The sequence below is a fragment of the Gilliamella sp. B3127 genome (assembly GCF_026536935.1).
GTDB lineage: Bacteria > Pseudomonadota > Gammaproteobacteria > Enterobacterales > Orbaceae > Gilliamella > Gilliamella apicola_E.
In genome coordinates, this window is sequence record NZ_JAFNNI010000002.1 from 1 (window position 1) to 15,837 (window position 15,837).

Annotated in this window: 15 protein-coding genes; 1 reads left to right on the forward strand and 14 read right to left on the reverse strand. The window is 37.1% G+C overall.

Annotated features, from left to right (window positions below; translation table 11 throughout):
- Positions 1 to 116: 116 nt before the first annotated feature.
- The 10 genes from J3U00_RS03025 to J3U00_RS03070 all read right to left on the reverse strand — a co-directional run bounded on the left by J3U00_RS03025 (position 117) and on the right by J3U00_RS03070 (position 9,653).
- Complete coding sequence (locus tag J3U00_RS03025) at positions 117 to 3,389, reverse strand: host specificity protein J (RefSeq protein WP_267331499.1); 3,273 nt, start codon at positions 3,387 to 3,389, stop codon at positions 117 to 119.
- Positions 3,382 to 3,957 carry a hypothetical protein gene (locus J3U00_RS03030; protein ID WP_267331500.1) on the reverse strand — a complete coding sequence of 192 codons (576 nt, stop codon included), beginning with the start codon at positions 3,955 to 3,957 and terminating at the stop codon, positions 3,382 to 3,384. The genes J3U00_RS03025 and J3U00_RS03030 overlap by 8 nt, the downstream gene beginning before the upstream one ends.
- On the reverse strand, positions 3,954 to 4,667 hold the full coding sequence (locus J3U00_RS03035; RefSeq protein ID WP_267331501.1) for a C40 family peptidase: 714 nt from the start codon (positions 4,665 to 4,667) through the stop codon (positions 3,954 to 3,956). Before J3U00_RS03035 ends, J3U00_RS03030 begins: the two co-directional genes overlap by 4 nt.
- Before the next feature lie 6 nt (positions 4,668 to 4,673).
- A complete protein-coding gene (locus J3U00_RS03040) occupies positions 4,674 to 5,378 on the reverse strand; it encodes a phage minor tail protein L (protein ID WP_267331502.1) in 705 nt (234 codons plus the stop codon).
- Complete coding sequence (locus tag J3U00_RS03045; protein ID WP_267331503.1) at positions 5,375 to 5,704, reverse strand: phage tail protein; 330 nt, start codon at positions 5,702 to 5,704, stop codon at positions 5,375 to 5,377. Before J3U00_RS03045 ends, J3U00_RS03040 begins: the two co-directional genes overlap by 4 nt.
- A gap of 65 nt (positions 5,705 to 5,769) precedes the next feature.
- On the reverse strand, positions 5,770 to 6,414 hold the full coding sequence (locus tag J3U00_RS03050; protein ID WP_267331504.1) for a hypothetical protein: 645 nt from the start codon (positions 6,412 to 6,414) through the stop codon (positions 5,770 to 5,772).
- The gene (locus J3U00_RS03055) at positions 6,411 to 7,313 is read right to left on the reverse strand and encodes a DNA-processing protein DprA (protein WP_267331505.1); all 903 of its coding nucleotides are present in this window, start codon (positions 7,311 to 7,313) and stop codon (positions 6,411 to 6,413) included. The genes J3U00_RS03050 and J3U00_RS03055 overlap by 4 nt, the downstream gene beginning before the upstream one ends.
- A 205-nt stretch (positions 7,314 to 7,518) precedes the next feature.
- Positions 7,519 to 7,947: a hypothetical protein gene (locus tag J3U00_RS03060; RefSeq protein ID WP_267331506.1), complete on the reverse strand. Its 429-nt coding sequence runs from the start codon at positions 7,945 to 7,947 to the stop codon at positions 7,519 to 7,521.
- A 94-nt stretch (positions 7,948 to 8,041) separates the two neighbouring features.
- Positions 8,042 to 8,863 carry a phage antirepressor N-terminal domain-containing protein gene (locus J3U00_RS03065; protein WP_267331507.1) on the reverse strand — a complete coding sequence of 274 codons (822 nt, stop codon included), beginning with the start codon at positions 8,861 to 8,863 and terminating at the stop codon, positions 8,042 to 8,044.
- Between the two features lie 46 nt (positions 8,864 to 8,909).
- Positions 8,910 to 9,653 (reverse strand): Rha family transcriptional regulator, encoded by a 744-nt coding sequence (locus tag J3U00_RS03070; protein WP_267331508.1) that lies wholly within the window; start codon positions 9,651 to 9,653, stop codon positions 8,910 to 8,912.
- A 377-nt stretch (positions 9,654 to 10,030) separates the two neighbouring features.
- Between J3U00_RS03070 and J3U00_RS03075 the strand changes: the two genes are divergently transcribed.
- Positions 10,031 to 10,432 carry an Arc family DNA-binding protein gene (locus J3U00_RS03075; RefSeq protein ID WP_267331509.1) on the forward strand — a complete coding sequence of 134 codons (402 nt, stop codon included), beginning with the start codon at positions 10,031 to 10,033 and terminating at the stop codon, positions 10,430 to 10,432.
- Between the two features lie 51 nt (positions 10,433 to 10,483).
- Here the strand turns inward: J3U00_RS03075 and J3U00_RS03080 are convergent, their stop codons facing one another.
- Genes J3U00_RS03080 through J3U00_RS03095 form a run of 4 tightly spaced genes read right to left on the reverse strand, consistent with a single transcriptional unit; the run spans position 10,484 to position 15,565 of the window.
- Positions 10,484 to 11,284 carry a hypothetical protein gene (locus J3U00_RS03080; RefSeq protein WP_267331510.1) on the reverse strand — a complete coding sequence of 267 codons (801 nt, stop codon included), beginning with the start codon at positions 11,282 to 11,284 and terminating at the stop codon, positions 10,484 to 10,486.
- 9 nt (positions 11,285 to 11,293) lie between these two features.
- A complete protein-coding gene (locus J3U00_RS03085) occupies positions 11,294 to 11,731 on the reverse strand; it encodes a hypothetical protein (protein ID WP_267331511.1) in 438 nt (145 codons plus the stop codon).
- A gap of 48 nt (positions 11,732 to 11,779) precedes the next feature.
- Positions 11,780 to 14,995 (reverse strand): tape measure protein, encoded by a 3,216-nt coding sequence (locus tag J3U00_RS03090; RefSeq protein WP_267331512.1) that lies wholly within the window; start codon positions 14,993 to 14,995, stop codon positions 11,780 to 11,782.
- Between the two features lie 45 nt (positions 14,996 to 15,040).
- A complete protein-coding gene (locus J3U00_RS03095) occupies positions 15,041 to 15,565 on the reverse strand; it encodes a phage antirepressor N-terminal domain-containing protein (RefSeq protein ID WP_267331513.1) in 525 nt (174 codons plus the stop codon).
- Positions 15,566 to 15,837: the final 272 nt, after the last annotated feature.

A 15,837-nucleotide genomic window follows, 5' to 3' on the forward strand; every position in this document is an offset into this window, starting at 1 on the left:
TGTTGATAACATTACCTGCACCGTCGGTTAAAACTCCCGAAATTTTTGCCATAATTTTAATTTCTCCAGATAATAAAAAACCGCTACAAGAGCGGTTTGTTCTAATAGATTGTTATTTAATCAAGAAATCCGTTTGAGTTATTCATTAACAACGCCAACGACTTAAAAGACACTTCACAGTAACTAATATATGAATGCTTACGTCGCTCAGCAATTAATTGAATATTAACTCGACTGCCGATAGGAAACGGCGGAATTGGTAAGCATAGATTCTCTATTTCCTCGTTATTAATTAGTTGATCAATATTAAAAGAAAATTGATTGTTAAATAAAAATTGTAGCGTTACATCTGATGCACGGCCACCTTTACTTTTTAGCCGTGTTGTTCCTGTAAAGCACAGTGTCTGCCAGCATCCGTTCCCCTCGACGGTCATTATGTGCGATGAATTTTGTGGCGGTTGAATATTGAACCCTAAACAAACATTACGAACATAGCTTTTTGCTGAGATTATGTTGCCCTTAATCTGCCCAACGTTTAATATCCCTTTCACATGACAATTTTCATTAATCACAACATTGTTTAACTCCCCCGAATTAGCATAAATGCGACCTGATATGTTAGCGCGTCTTGCGTTTAGCGTACCGTCCTCTAACAATTCAAAAGCAGGCGGATTGCCAGAACTAATAACATTACCTGCAACCATTTTACCGCCAGAAATTAAAGGTGCTTTAATTTCAGTACCAGCGATTAATCTATCTCCTCGCATTGTACCTGTTGCAATTAAATCACCGTCCAAAAACATAGCAGGTTCAACCCAATACGCGCCGTTGTACATTCTTGCTTCCGAATGAGATACTTTACCTGCACCATCTAATGAGTAAACGATTAGCGTGGTATCACGAGCAGGATAAAACCCAAATTCACGATAAAACATCAATGTAGCATCATCATTGTTAGTTGGGAATTTACCGTCGTGAGTTTGAATTCTAAATAATCCACCTGCCCCATTTTCTGCAATTAATGTTTTTGTGTTAGCGATGAACATCTCTGAACGACCGACAACGTTAACCGCATTCACACCGTACCAGTACTCGGTATCAGGCTGACAATCAACATCAGTTAATGTCATAGCTCGACCTAGATAATTACGCTTAGCTTCAACTTCGGCTTTTGTTGTGCCTTTGTAAAATTCGAATTGCGTGCCCAAACTCGATACAGAAGTCATAACAGGGCGAATGGCTACGTTAAAACTACTTGGCGTTAACACTAGTCCCGATGGTTTAGCTGGCGGCAGAATAGAAAACGCAATCGTGGTTTCATCGCCTAATCGTCCGTCTTCTGCCACGCCTCTGACTATTGCGTTGAACTTACCTTGCTGCAAATCAGATAAATAGTATTCAGTATCTGCTACAACCTCCCGACTAATCAATTTATCGTCACGATACACTTTCACTTCAAACTTCAAGTTTTGAATTGTTCTCGGTGTAGACCATGACAAGCGAGCTTGATATAAGTCTGATTCGGGGATAATTTCAGCTTGTAGTTGCTCAACAGGGGGAATTGACCAGCCAAAAATAGCACCGCTTTCCGCTTCGAATTTAGCCCCGTTATCAACAATTACTTCTTTCTTTGGCTCATGTTGTAACGCTGTGATTGAATAAGTGCCGTCACTGTTTTCAGCAATCGTTATAGCTTTGAATAATCGTGGTTTGATTTTATTATCATACAGTCCCCAAACCGAATATTCATCGACATTAACATTACTTACTAAAACAAGCTGATTGGGTTTGACTTGTGCTTGAATTTTGACTTTTTGTAGCTGCATATTTGTATCAGTCACGCTTAAATATGCACTTTTCATGTTCTTAATGTCAATATCACGGTCTAACGTAATCGTACTGCCGTTTGCCTCTAAAATTCGCCCACCGATTGTAGTACCTGCAAAATCATTGTCAGCAATACCGATAATATCGCCGGGTAAATGACGAATACCTTCCCTGCCCACCGAAAAGGTGACGGTTTGCGTCTCTAATTTTTCGGTTTGAATTAGCCATTTACCAACCCTATGCGCTTGCCCTCGTGATGTGCAGCCGAACGCATCGATTTGCGCTACATTCAGCCCGAATCGTTTGATTAGCTCATCATCAGCAACGTACTCAGTTGTTGGCTCCCAATTGTTATTAGGGTCAATATAACGCACATGCACAGCAGTATGCCGTGATTTTTGTGCTGCTGATGTGTAGTTGAACTGCCCCTCTACCACGTTTGCATTTGAATAAATAGCAACTGGGTCGCTCGGTCTGTCCATTACTGCCGTGTATTGTGTCCCATCCCAAATTGGCATCGCCCGAAAGATTGAGCACAGGTCGTGAATAACATCGTACGCCTGCCGTTGCTCAGTAATGTAACAGTTGCAGGTAAATCTTGGCTCTTTACCGCCAAAACCATCATCAACCAACTGGTCGCAGTATTGAGCGATCGTGTATAACGCGAATTTATCAACACCAAATCGACCAATTCGATTCCCCATACCGTAACGTGCATTAGTCAAAATATCGTAAAATATCCACGCTGGGTTATTCGTCCAAGCCAATTTAAAATTCCCCGACCAAAATCCTTTATACTCTCTCGTTTCGGGGGTGTAATTATCGGGCACTTTAACTATCATGCCTTTAATAAGATAATTACGGCGTGGCACACCGCTGAACTGCGATGAATCGAATTTTAGTCCTACAACCGCGGTGTTCGGGTATGAAAATTTAGTATCATAGATTTCAGTGTATGAACTCCACAATGTATTATTGACTAATAATGATGATGTGCTGTCTGGTGTTCTGCGCAATACCCGAATATTAAACGGTTTGGGTGGTAAATCATCTAAAATAACCGAAGTTAAATACTGTGAGCGTGTTTTTTTATCGATTAAATCCACTGTTTTTACCGTTTTCCAAATGCTGCCCACACCGATTTGAATTTCCATGCTGACAGATGTGCGGTTGATGTTGCCTTTATTGTCCGTTGAGCTTAACGACTGCACCCCAACTGTAATCCGGACTCGGTCAATATTTGGGTCGGTAATAGTGCGCACGATTGGTGTTGATGCTTTTACTTCCAAGTTAACAGGCACTTCATTTTCAGTGGCAGGAAAGCCCTCAAGCGGCGCTTGTGACTGAATACCTGCCGTCCATTCAACATCAACACCATTGAAATTGTACGAACCGTCGGGCGCTTGAATTGGTGTATCGTTTAAAAATACGCTTTGCAATCCATTTGCTGGACCCTCAATTTGCCCCTCACATAGTAAATCAATAATACTCAGTTGCTGATGTGACTTGAGGTTGTCTTGCGCTTCTTTTGGCGTTTTCGCCTTTTTTGAACCTTTACCCATTTTTCTGCCCTTTTATGATTTCTCCCCACTGAATGGGTGTTGATGGTTTTTTATCTGTATTCGTTGCGTCGTCTAATGTTTCAAGCCCTTGTGACAGCACTTTAGAGCCGATTTTTGTTAATCCGTAACAAAGCGGTACAGGCGCACCCTGCCCGATTGTGTTGTCTAAGTTGGAAAAATAGGTGTTATTGTTTTTATCACCCGTTAACTTATCGGTTTTGGGTAATTTAGTTAGCATTTGAGCGACACCGCCAAGCATTAACCCAGCACCACCAGCTACCAAAGCCAGTCCTACCCCTGTTGTTATACCGACTACTACACCAGCAACGACCATCACTGCGCCAGCTATAAAACTAAAAATACCGCCTTTAGCTCCCGCGGTTTTGGGCACAATATGAATAACAGCGTCTTGAGGGATTCGACTGTGCAGACCAAACTGCAAATTGTCCTCGTTCATATCTACGCTGTTAATTCGTACTCGGAAATAGCCGTCCATGATTTGCTTTTTCAAGCCTTTAATTTGACAATACAAGCCGTTCATCGCTTCCGCTGCTGTTTCAACGCTCATATTGAACTTATCGCCATATTGTTTAAGATTGCCGTAAAAGCGAATGATTGCCATTGTTTATGTCTCCAAACTGAATGTGTGTACTTAAGCCAAAATCCGTCATATAAATCTCGTTTAGAGAGACGGTTTGGACAATGATGCAAGATAAATTGATTACCAATATAGATAGCAGCATGATTTGGTACCGTTGAGCCAAGACAAACTAAAATAATATCGCCTTCTTGGACGTCCTCTACTCGCTCAAATTTATTTTTAGGTAGCAAATCTAAGTAGAGGTTTTGCCCGTTATGCCACCAATCATCTTGCCGTTCGTAATCGGGCAAATCGATACCCGTTAACATGTACGCATCACGAAATAGTGTTAGGCAATCGGTCTCACCGTGATTAAATTCACGACCTAGTAACGGCTTGATATACCTGAATTTGTGAATTTTGTTGTTGCAAACTAACCACCAGTCTAATCCTGTCTGTTGCTGATAAAATTGGTCAGCTTCACTCAGGATAGGCAAACCATTTGGGTGAGAGTGAACTACAGCTGTTATAACGCCACTTTCTTCCGCTTTTATCCAATCCTCGGTTGCTATTTCGAATGTTTCGGTTGGTGTAGGTGAGATGTTATTGCAAGGCAGATAAATTTTATTATCAATAATAAATCCACAGCACTCATCCTCACCGCAAGAATTTGCATGATTAAGTATTTGTGTTTTCATAACTAATTAAGAGAGTTTTGCGGCAGTTGGAAAACCACCAAAAGGAAGAATACCGTGTTGGCCAAAACGAAGTTTACAGCCATTCAAGCAACGACTACATTTATCTTTAGTGATGTCGTTAGTAGGTTTGTCAAATTCATCAGCTACAGGTCCACCGGTATAACCACATTCCGAGGAGCGATATATCCAACTGCAAGTGTTCGCAATAATCACACGAGCAGGAATTAATGCCCCGTCTGACTCACACGGTAACGCTAATTCAAACGTAACAACCATGGCGTTTTGTTGTTTAACTTGTTCAATGACATAATTTGAGATGATTTCGCAAAACGGGTCAGCATATTGATTACCGTTCTCGAAATTAACGGCATCTAAGTATTTAACTGGTACTTCATGGCGTGTGACAGTTGCGCCAAGCAAGCCGTCAAAATCAGCGATTACGCCCGTGATAAAGCCCATTGCATTACTGACGCTCATAGTTGGACGATTGCTTACACCCTGCCCGTTTTTTTGGAAACCCTCAACTTTGATAGGGTATGGCTCATAAATATTACCTTGCCATGTTACAGGTCGCCTAAGCTCATTTAATCCATTATGAAAGCGAAATATTGTTTTATTACCGACAATCTTCGTTAAATCGACTTCGTATAAATCAATAATCGCATCTTGTGCAATTTTGGTTAAATCAATTAGCATTTTTTTGTGGATCATGCTACTACCTCCTCAAATGTTGCTGAAACCGTTTTAGCTGCGCCGTTTACTGTTGATGTCCAAGAACGACAAACAACCTTTATTGTTTTGTGAGTGTTAGGCTCTCTCCATAAAAACGATTTAACTGAGTTGTGTCTAGTTAAAAAATTTTCGATTAAATCAATATTTTCAACTAACCCAACAAATGAAACGCCATATGATCGCAAGTCATTATTAATACCGTCACAAAAGCGCTGTTCATAACCGTCACCGAACTTAATCACCCTCACCCTTGGTGAAACTGACGTAGTAGAACTGTTTTGCGGTCTCCAGTGGAATGTTTCCATATTTTCTCCAGACATAAAAAAAGCCCGCAATTGCGAGCTTTAGGTTTTCAATAAATAAATTAGTATTATTCTGTTAAATCTTCAAAATCATCACTTACTGGAGGATAAATACTCCTTGCAATAAATAATCCGTATATTTTTTTCTGAGGATAAGCATCGTGCAGTAATGATTTAATTGCCTTAAAATGTGATCCCATTGTTAATACATCATCGAATACGATTATTTTTTCTCGTAGCTGATCAGAGTTAATATCATCAAGTCGATATCTAGCTTTCAATTCCTGTGATGATGGACGCTTAGATGATTTATGAGATGGTTCGTAACTCTCGTTTTGAATGATGATATCTTTCACATCAAATCGATATTTAGGTTTTAATAACTCGTTGGCTAAATTTAAAATTCTAAGCAATCTATCATCATAAAGAGGATCGTCTTTCTTTTTAGATGGTGGTATGGGAATAATTGAATAAGGAGACCAATCCCCCTCTTCAAAGTAAGAAGCGCATGTTTTTATAGCTTTTGTTTTATAAGTATATTGGCTTTCTTCTTTATGGGATACACACTTTTTTAAATTAACTACTAATTGATTTGTTTCACTAAAATTGTACTTTTTTTGTGCAGTATATTCACACCAGTAAAGACAAATATCATTTTCATCTAATTCAATATGATTATGTATAGAAGAGCAGTCAATTCGATTTAATTTCAAGCTCTATCCTCCATTAACACAGCTCGAATGTCATCGTAACTTCTTACTCTAATAGCACCTTTTTTCTCATACATAAGAGGCCATTTAATGTCAGCGTTTTCAAAGCATGAATTCAATATAAATAATTTTCGACCTTGCTGTAAAGCAGCTCTAGCCTGCGTTAATGTACCAGATGTGTCTGACGCTTCGATAATTATTGTCGCTTTTGTCAAAGCAGACATTGTTTTATTTCTTTCGGGAAAGAAATAACGATTATATTTGTATGATTGATTGGAATAACGTATAAATGGAACTTGACTTATTAATAAGAAGTTATCTCTGATATATGATTGCAATTCTTTATTTTGTTTTGGGTAATACTCAGTAAGAGGTGTACCGATAACGCCAATTGTCCTACCATTTAATTTTAATGCTGTTGTGTGAGCTTCTGTATCAACACCTTCAGCTAATCCAGAAACAATAGTAAAGCCATCTTCAACAAGATGTTTAACTATTTTTCTAGTGCGTCTTTTGCCCTCTTCTGAAACTTTACGAGACCCAACCACTGCAACGGATGGAGAGAAGACTAAATCCCACAAACCTTGAAAATAAAATAACTCTAACGGATTTTGGTCGTCAGTTAATCTTTCTGGATAATCGAGAGTTCCTCGTAATCTAATACCTAAGTTATTAATTTTGTACTCTCTTAATAATTTCAGTAATTTTTCTTTATACTCTTCGATTTCGGATTCGGGCACTAAATCTGATGGTTTAACATTTTCGGCATCTTTAAACTTATCTGAAATTTTCTTAAATGTCGCACCATCTCTATTCCATAAAGCCTCATATGCGGAAGCCTCATGCAGAGGAGATACCACATTATCAAATATATTTGATAATTTAGAAGAAAATAAGTCCACGTTTAACCCTTTTGATTAATACATAATAAATAATAAATAATAAATAATATTTATTTATAATTTATATCATTCTAACACAAAAAGGAATATAAAAATCAAAATACCTGTACAAATAAACAGTAATTGAAAATATCTTATTTTCAATAATCGTCTCCATAATGAAGATAACGGATAATAAAAAACCCACCGGAGCGGGTTTGTTAATTTATTTTTGCTTATCATCATTATCCCAATATAGAGAACACAACGGTACTATATAATCCATTTTGATATAATTAAATTTAAATTGACCATAAAGCATTTTTATCGCACCTGGTTTCATTGAAATAATTTTTAATGAAGTATAAGGTTCAATTTTTCCTTTTCCAGTTACATAGAAAACACCCTCTTTAATGGAAAAAGTATTTTCTTCTACACCATCAAAATATATTTTTTTGGTTTCCCAATCACATTTAAAAGAATACAAAATAGATTTATTCTTATCATTATACATGACATTTGCAATTCCACCTTTTAATGGAGTCATTGCCCAAATACCTTGAACTCCGTTTTCTAATTCTTCATCAGTTAGATTTTGAGTATCAGCAAAAACAAAAAACGGAAACATCAATATACAAAACAAAATCTTTTTCATACCATTCTCCTTATTTTTTCGTTAATGGTATGTTATTTAGGTGATTGGAGCAATAAAAAACCCGCCGAAGCGGGTTGTAGATATTTAAATTTTGTTAGCAATGTCTAATAACTGGCAAGACATTGTTCCATTTATCGATAATATTTTTGGCTTTTATATGCGCTGTTTCTCGTTCAATTATTACTTTAGCACTATATAAAACTCGCTTGTATTCACGAGCCATAGAATAAAAATTGCCTCTAAAACCTGAGTCAATCACTCTCAATGCAGGCTCTATTAATTCTATTTGATATCGCATTCGCTCAGCAGCTTTATATAACCACGCTAAATCATACCAATCCTCGTCAGATAATCCGCTTCGAGAGTACACACCACCTAACCACTTAATCGCCTCATCAAATTTACTAGCAGGCAAATCTTGATAACGTGGTATTTTGAATTGCTGATGTAGCCTTGAATATATAGCTTGATGTCTTTCACCTGTTCGATAGACTCGCTCATTTACTGCTTGTTGAATTGCTTGTTGCTGTTCGAGTGAAATTGTATTAGGGTGTTGTTGTGCTACTTTTGGCATAAAGTGACTATAAAGGACATCAAAACATTCAAGCTGATATTGTTCTAATGTAGCTCTAATTTCTGGTTTCACCCGACTAGTTTCAATACCAAAAAGCCAACCGTTGATCATTGAAATTGGTAAGCAAACGTACTCTTGTAAACCTTGTTTTGAAGGTGTGGTCATGATGACCATACCTGCTCTTAACACTTGATGGCGCTTGATTCTTTTAAGTTGAGCAGCCCAATCCAAACCAATATTTTCACAAACTGGTTTCATTGCTACGTACGGTTTATTTTGATAATTAAGAACGATTAATTGTTGGCTGTGAAACTGGATTGTTTCTAATTTTGTGTTTGACATATCTACATCCTCAAGTAGCCCCTATTTCGGGGCTTATAATAATTGGTTAAGCGATTTCTTTATTAATAAGATGATTTTTGATTACATCTATTGCTTTTTCGTTATATCTAAAAGTTTCAACTTGTTTATCAGATGAGCGAGATTTATCGAGTACGAAAATTCCATATTCATCTGTTTTTAAATTGAGCTTATTAGCTATACGACCAATCATATTTGAGGATACGTCGAGTAAATGCCCTACTTCACTTGCCGAAAATGTTTTGTTTTCTAAAATTGGGAGTGGGATTAACTCTTCATTAACGGAACTATTAACCATTTTTGCAAAGATAACTTGCTGAGACGGTTTACTAAGGTTATCAAATCGATTACAAATAACTTCTGCTGATTTAGTTGCCATTGATATTGCTCTGGCTTTTCTATATTCAGCCAAACCAATGTGTTTTGGTGAAACTGTTGCTTTTTTATTTGTTGACCGAGCTATCGCTTCTTCTAGTTCTTGCCAGCGATCAACAATTCTTGCTGTATACTTGGGGCATAATTGAGCAATTACTATAATGCTGTCACGTTTACCTTGTTCGCCATTAAAAATATAATATTCAGATTTAATCTTAAACCCTAAGTTATTGATATTTTCGTAAATCCCCAGTGGGGGAAGAGTGATTACTTTGTTTTTTGCCAGTCTTTCAATTGATTGTTTTACTTTATCATGACGAGAACCTACAAGCTCAGCAATCTCACGGCTAGACATTGTCAATTGACTTTTGTTAACTAAAGATGTATCATTTTTCATAGATTTGATTCCTATTGGTTTGGGATTAATGATTGAGACCTCAACATTTGCCGATGTTGGGGTTTTTGTTTTTTAGATGTTAGCATTTTTTATTTCCTCTTCTTTTTGATTTTGTTTTCTTTATGTTCTGTAAGAGCTTCTACTATCACAAAGTTTAGCGATCGTCGGCTAAACTCAGCCTTTTTCTCGTACCATTCCCTTAAATCATCAGGCATTCTTGTTGGGAACGGTTTAATTTTGCTTACCTCATGAATCAAAATGATCCTCCTTTTTATATTTACATTTATTTTACACGCTTATTTTGAATCATAATGATTCAGTTGTCAATGCTTCTTATAAAAACTATATTATTGCAATGAGTCAAAAGGAATCACATTATGAAAACAATAAAACCTTTTCCAACAAGATTGCCATCAGATTTGCGAAGTTATTTAGAGGACAAAGCGAATACAAATAAAAGAAGTTTGAATAATGAGTTAGTTGATCGACTTGAGGTCACAAAAGTTATTGAAACGATAACCCATTCAGATTTGCGTGAAATCATAAATGACATATTAAAACTTGATAGCTATAAAAATGAGCTTGAGTGTACTAGAAATGAACTTATTAAATTAAAAGATTCATACGATTCATTAAAAAGTGAATTAGCAAAAGCATTTTCTCTTTCTGGTGACACAAATGAAGATATTGTTAGAATGAAAATGGAGCGAGCTTTGAATCATATAACTTCTGGAGTAGAAGAACTTAGAACCATTTTTCCTCAAAAAAATAATCAATAAAAAACCCTCTTAGAGGGTTTGAATTGCTTTGGTAGTGAATAGTTATTTAACTCAACAATCATTACCTTTACCCCACCCCTCAGCCTCTTTTTTAGCATTTATAACAGCTAATTTATCAAAGTTCTTCTGCCTTTTTAAAATTACAGCATACTGAGAATATGCTGGGTTGCTGGGATAAAAAAACTTATCACGCTTTCCCGTATACTGTTCCGCGATGGAGGATATTTCGGCGTGCTTTCTTTTCATTGCTTCTATAACAAGCCTTGACAGAGTAATGCCTTGTTCACAAAAATCAATTGCGATATCCAAATTTTTACCCTGCGCTCTCAGCTTATAATGTTTCTTTATTAAGGATAAAATTTTAAAATGCATATCAATGATAACTTGATCTGGAAGTTTTTTTAATGGCTCAAGCCATTCTCTTTTGCTTAATCTGGCTTTTTTCTTCCCTGCTCTCTTTTGTTCTACAATACAATCATCGTCAACCCAGTCCAACCAATCATCCTCTGCATTTTTACGGTTCATTATTTTATGATTTAAATTGTTATCGAAAGAGTTTTCGAGGTTTTCATAATCTTTTGATCCTTCTGACCTCTTATACGTAAACACATGATCGCTATGAATATTCTTGTATCCAAGTAATTCATCCTCATGCAAATCACCAACATCACTAACATGCTTCATTCCAGCATATTTATTCTCTGAAACGCTAGCTTCCAATGAACGATTAGACGACTCGTATTTATCTGGATTAACCAACTTTTTTATTTGCTGTTGTTGAAAAAAAAGTAATCCATAATAAAGCACCATTATAACTACACCAAATATTGCAATACCGTATAATAACCACATAATTGATACCTATTTTATTCTTGTGCAGACAGTTTCTAGTTTCGTTCTAAGATCAATAATGTTGGTGTCATTGTTAATATTCTTTATTTCTGTTATTAGTACTGTTTTAAAGGTGTCTTTATCAATTGCCTTTATGGTATTCACAATATGAGTTTTATAAATATCAGATATTTCATCTTTGGATAAATCCGCTTTACTTAGGTCAATAAGAATATTTCCGCTATCTTTGCTTATTTGATAAAGTTCATTATTAATTATTCTGAATGTTGTAGTGTCCTCAATTGAGGATACAGGATCGCCCAAGTCTTCATTAACTCCTACGTTGTGCCTTTGATACTGATTATCTTTGCACCGCCAATCACCAACGAGATACTCTTTAGTGACCTTATCATCACCACAACCAGTTAAAATAAATCCAATTAATCCAAGCAATACAATCTTTTTCATACCATCTCCTTAAATTTTAAGTAATGGTATGAAAATTCACCCATTAAATCAACGACGATTTAGTAGACCTCCTGGTCTTTGTTCCTTTTGAATTTGTGCACGTATTGCTTGCTCAATATTTTTAGCTAGCTGCTGTCCTTCTTGCTCAGACATTCCGCCTCTATCATTATCACCAACATTTAACGGCATATTTATAGTAAGATTGACGTTTGAACCGCCTCTACCTGATGTTATTTGCCGATTGCTGAGTACACGCCCATTTTCGCCCGGTATTAAGTACTGTTTACCGCCAGCAACTAGAATTTCAGGTTTTCCGCCCTCGCCGACTCGATACATTGAGTTAGCATCTACTGGACCACCATTTTTACGTGCACCCGCAATAGCTGCTGCTTTCATGGTGCCCATAGCTGTCATATATGAGGTAGAGCCAATTGTTGCTGCTGCACCCTGTGTCGCAATTGATGCTTGGATAGCTGCTGGGGTATATGCGGCAGTTAATGCTGCTGCTTCTGCCACCTGTGTAGCTGTAGTTGCTGCTGATGTTGTTTTAGCTACAATAGCATTTTTAACGTATTGCATACCCATTTGAACAAGTGACCCGATAGCTTCATTTAGAATAACATTAGCAAAGTTCTGCATTGCTTGTGTTGCTGTCATTGTACCTGACATCAGCCCTGATATCGTACTTGTTGCGCTACTTGCGAATCCCTCAAGAGATGACGCCAAAAACTCGTTAGCATCGCTCTGATTTCGCCATATTTCCCACTGTGCATTAATACGATTTTGTTCATACTGATGATTAGCAGCTTCACGAAGCGCAATGGCATTTTCTTCTGTCAGTAATTTCTGATTTTCGAATTCTTGGATTAAAGCTAGTTTTTTAGCATTTTCATTAGCCAAAGCTTGTACAGGGTCTACTTGTGCCACTGCATCATCAACTTTAGATACAACAGCTTCCGACTTAATTTTAGCCATGTTTATTTGATGTTGTTGCTCTAATTGCTCAAGTTTAGAGTTATAATCAGTTTGCTTAATCTCGCCAAGTTTGTGTAGCCTATCGAGCAACTCTTTTGATTTCTTGAACGAGTCTTGTTCGACATCAATTGGGCTTTTTATTGAGCCAAGTTCTTTGTAGGCTTGTGCGGTTTCGATTAACTCTTTTAGTTTTGCTGTTTGTTCGGCTGTAACTTTACTACCCATTTCTTGAGTGATAGCAAGTAATTCAGCTTCAACACTCATACCCTTAGCTTCAAGTTTAGCAATTTCTAGCTTGTCACTAAGTTCTTTTACTTCTTCGGCGTAGGATTTTGTTGTACCTCCACCTCTTTTTTTGCTGGCGTTTAGTTTTTCACTTACATCAAAAGCCTTGCCGAGCGCCTTAAGTAAAGGCTCTAACACCCTTATTACTTCTTCGGACATATCAGCCCATTCAGCGGTACCGTTTATCAATCCAAGTAAAGCAACTTTATACTTATCCGATTCATCTCCCAATTCACTTAAAGCGTTTTCATAAATATAAGCAGCTTTTTTCGCGCCGCTAAGCTTCATTTCTGAAATTTCAAGCTCAGTAGAAAGAGATTTTATTTTTTCATCAATTTTAGTTTTAGTTGTCTTATCCAAACTGTTTGCTAATTCCTTACCATTACTTACAAGTTTAGGACCTATTCTAGACGCTAAAAGATTCTCTATTTGAGCTAATTGTTTTTGGGCTGCAAGTATACCATCAAGAATTCTCCTTTCTTGTTCACGTTGCTTATTTCTGGTAACAAGAGCCTCATTCATTCGCTTTTCATTTGAGAAAAGACCTTTACCATCCAAAATATCTTGTGTTGACTTCATTTCTATGCGTAATAATTTCAACTGATCTTGTGCATTTTTTATATCCTTAACCGCATCATCTTTAATAACTAATAATTTCTCGTCGGTAAAAGAATCAAGTTGTTCAGAAAGTCCCTTAACTTTTTCAGTTAAACCTGTAGCTTCTTCTTTTGCTTTTTTTGCTTTCTCATAAAAATAATATAACGACATACCTGCCAACATAGCCGCGCCAGATGGACCACCCAACAGAGCCATTGCAGAACGCAAACCATTCGCAGCAAAAGAGGTTGCTTTCATTGCCGTATCTAATCTTGCTTGCGCTGCTGTTTGCTGATTTGTAGCTGCAGTTAGGGCGTCTGTATTGGCTTTTAACTGCTTTCTAATTGCGTTTCTAGTTGTTTCTGTTTGCGCTAATTTTAATTGGGCAGCTAGTGACTGCTGAACCGCTCTTAAGTGAGCAACTTCAGCTTGAGCTTGTTGTAACGCTGCTTGTGCTGCTGCTTTTTCAGCTTGAGCCAGCCTTATATCATTAATGACTTTTTCTGCACTCTGCTTAGTCGCACTCGCTAATGATGTAATATATTTACCTGCGTAGACAGCAGCTAATGCTCCTACGCCAGTCATCAAGATATCGACATGCTGAGACATGAGAATAAGTGAATCTACAAGTAATTTAGTCGCACCTGTGGAGTTATTTAACTCGCCGAGATATTTTTTAAGATTATTCGTAACTCGATTAATACCGTCAGTGACAGTATTTCGCATGTTATCGGCAAGTGCAGCCGTTTCTTCCTGCGCAGCGATCATAGCTTCGGTAAATTCAGACATAGATAGCTTGCCGTCACTAGCCATTTTACGCACTTCCGCTTCAGTCTTATTTAACTGTTTCCCAAGCGTTTTAAGGATACTAGGCATTGCATTAAAGACAGTCATTGCCTCAACACCAGCAAGCTTACCTTTCATTTGGGCTTTAGTTAATGCATTTGTAGCCGATTCTGCGCTCAGTGAATTTGTCTTATTGATAGTCATCAAATTTGATAGAGTATCAATATAAGATATTGTGCTTTGTGTGCTATAACCCAGCTCACCCATAGAGTTAGAAAGACGGATATATAACTCTGATGTTTCTTCAATAGTACGACCGTTTCTATCAGATGTTACTAGTAGCTGATCTAAAATGTCTTTAGTTTGCGATGCTGTTGCGCCAGTATTTTGAATACGATCTTCTAGCTCATTCCAGCTCTGAGCATAAGAAATAATTTGGCTGGAAACTAAAGCAGCAGATACAGCTTTAGCAACGCTTGTTAGTTTGCTCATTGACGCTGCTGTCCGCTCAAACCCCTCTTGCGCTCTTTTGTTAAAACTAGATACTTGTTTATCCGCTGTTAATAAAGCCCCTGTTTTGGCATCAATTGTGTATGAAATACTGCCTGCTTCAAATGACATGTAAACCTCTTAAATTTTTGGCAATAAAAACCACCGAAAGGTGGTTTATACGGTTAGCTGGAGTTGTGATTGATTCATTAATGAATTAAGTTTATTTTCTATATTAGGTTTAATACGTTTCCAATTTGATAATATTCTTCCAGCTTGACTTGCTCCCTCTTTTTCATATTGAAACTCAAAAAGCAGTCTATTTATTTCCTTCATGAATTCAAATCGCTCTTTAGTCCAATATTGGTAAAGAACGTTATAGCATTCACGTTTATATTTAATTAGCTTGTCTTTTAACTCAGGTTTTATTTTCTTGGTACTAACGCCAAACAACCAACCATTTAGCATTGATAGTGGTAAAAATACATGTTCATATTTCTTACCATCACTAGCAGTTGTCTTCATAATGAAGACGGCTGTTTTCATCACTTCATCTCGCATAATACGATTATATTGTGACCCCCACTGTAAGCCGATATTCTTACAGATCGGCCGCATTGATACATAAAGCTCACCGTTATGTTCCACCGCTTGAATTGTTGTATTACAGAATGGAACTTCTAATTTTTTTAAATTGTTCATTGAATATCTCCTTTTACCTTTCAAAAAAAATCTCACATGAAAGTGATCCACTGAAGGTAGGCAGCTTTTCACTTTCACACCGTCGTGCTATTCATGTGAGGGTTAAACTTGTGTTGGTTGGCTGGATGATGGGCATAAAAAAACCCACACTTGGCGGGTTTAATGATTATTAGTTAGTAGTGTTTAGCATCTACTAGGGTTTGTTTAAAAAATCGGCTTAAACTCATTTTTAAAGTTTTAATTTTACCCATTTATGATGAACACTCTTCTCC

What these genes read in the sequence shown, in the direction of transcription:
- J3U00_RS03025 (WP_267331499.1), bottom strand. Translation starts at nt 3,389, where the DNA reads ATGGGTAAAGGTTCAAAAAAGGCGAAAACGCCAAAAGAAGCGCAAGAC.
- J3U00_RS03030 (WP_267331500.1), bottom strand. Translation starts at nt 3,957, where the DNA reads ATGAGCGTTGAAACAGCAGCGGAAGCGATGAACGGCTTGTATTGTCAA.
- J3U00_RS03035 (WP_267331501.1), bottom strand. Translation starts at nt 4,667, where the DNA reads ATGAAAACACAAATACTTAATCATGCAAATTCTTGCGGTGAGGATGAG.
- J3U00_RS03040 (WP_267331502.1), bottom strand. Translation starts at nt 5,378, where the DNA reads ATGATCCACAAAAAAATGCTAATTGATTTAACCAAAATTGCACAAGAT.
- J3U00_RS03045 (WP_267331503.1), bottom strand. Translation starts at nt 5,704, where the DNA reads ATGGAAACATTCCACTGGAGACCGCAAAACAGTTCTACTACGTCAGTT.
- J3U00_RS03060 (WP_267331506.1), bottom strand. Translation starts at nt 7,947, where the DNA reads ATGAAAAAGATTTTGTTTTGTATATTGATGTTTCCGTTTTTTGTTTTT.
- J3U00_RS03065 (WP_267331507.1), bottom strand. Translation starts at nt 8,863, where the DNA reads ATGTCAAACACAAAATTAGAAACAATCCAGTTTCACAGCCAACAATTA.
- J3U00_RS03070 (WP_267331508.1), bottom strand. Translation starts at nt 9,653, where the DNA reads ATGAAAAATGATACATCTTTAGTTAACAAAAGTCAATTGACAATGTCT.
- J3U00_RS03075 (WP_267331509.1), top strand. Translation starts at nt 10,031, where the DNA reads ATGAAAACAATAAAACCTTTTCCAACAAGATTGCCATCAGATTTGCGA.
- J3U00_RS03080 (WP_267331510.1), bottom strand. Translation starts at nt 11,284, where the DNA reads ATGTGGTTATTATACGGTATTGCAATATTTGGTGTAGTTATAATGGTG.
- J3U00_RS03085 (WP_267331511.1), bottom strand. Translation starts at nt 11,731, where the DNA reads ATGAAAAAGATTGTATTGCTTGGATTAATTGGATTTATTTTAACTGGT.
- J3U00_RS03090 (WP_267331512.1), bottom strand. Translation starts at nt 14,995, where the DNA reads ATGTCATTTGAAGCAGGCAGTATTTCATACACAATTGATGCCAAAACA.
- J3U00_RS03095 (WP_267331513.1), bottom strand. Translation starts at nt 15,565, where the DNA reads ATGAACAATTTAAAAAAATTAGAAGTTCCATTCTGTAATACAACAATT.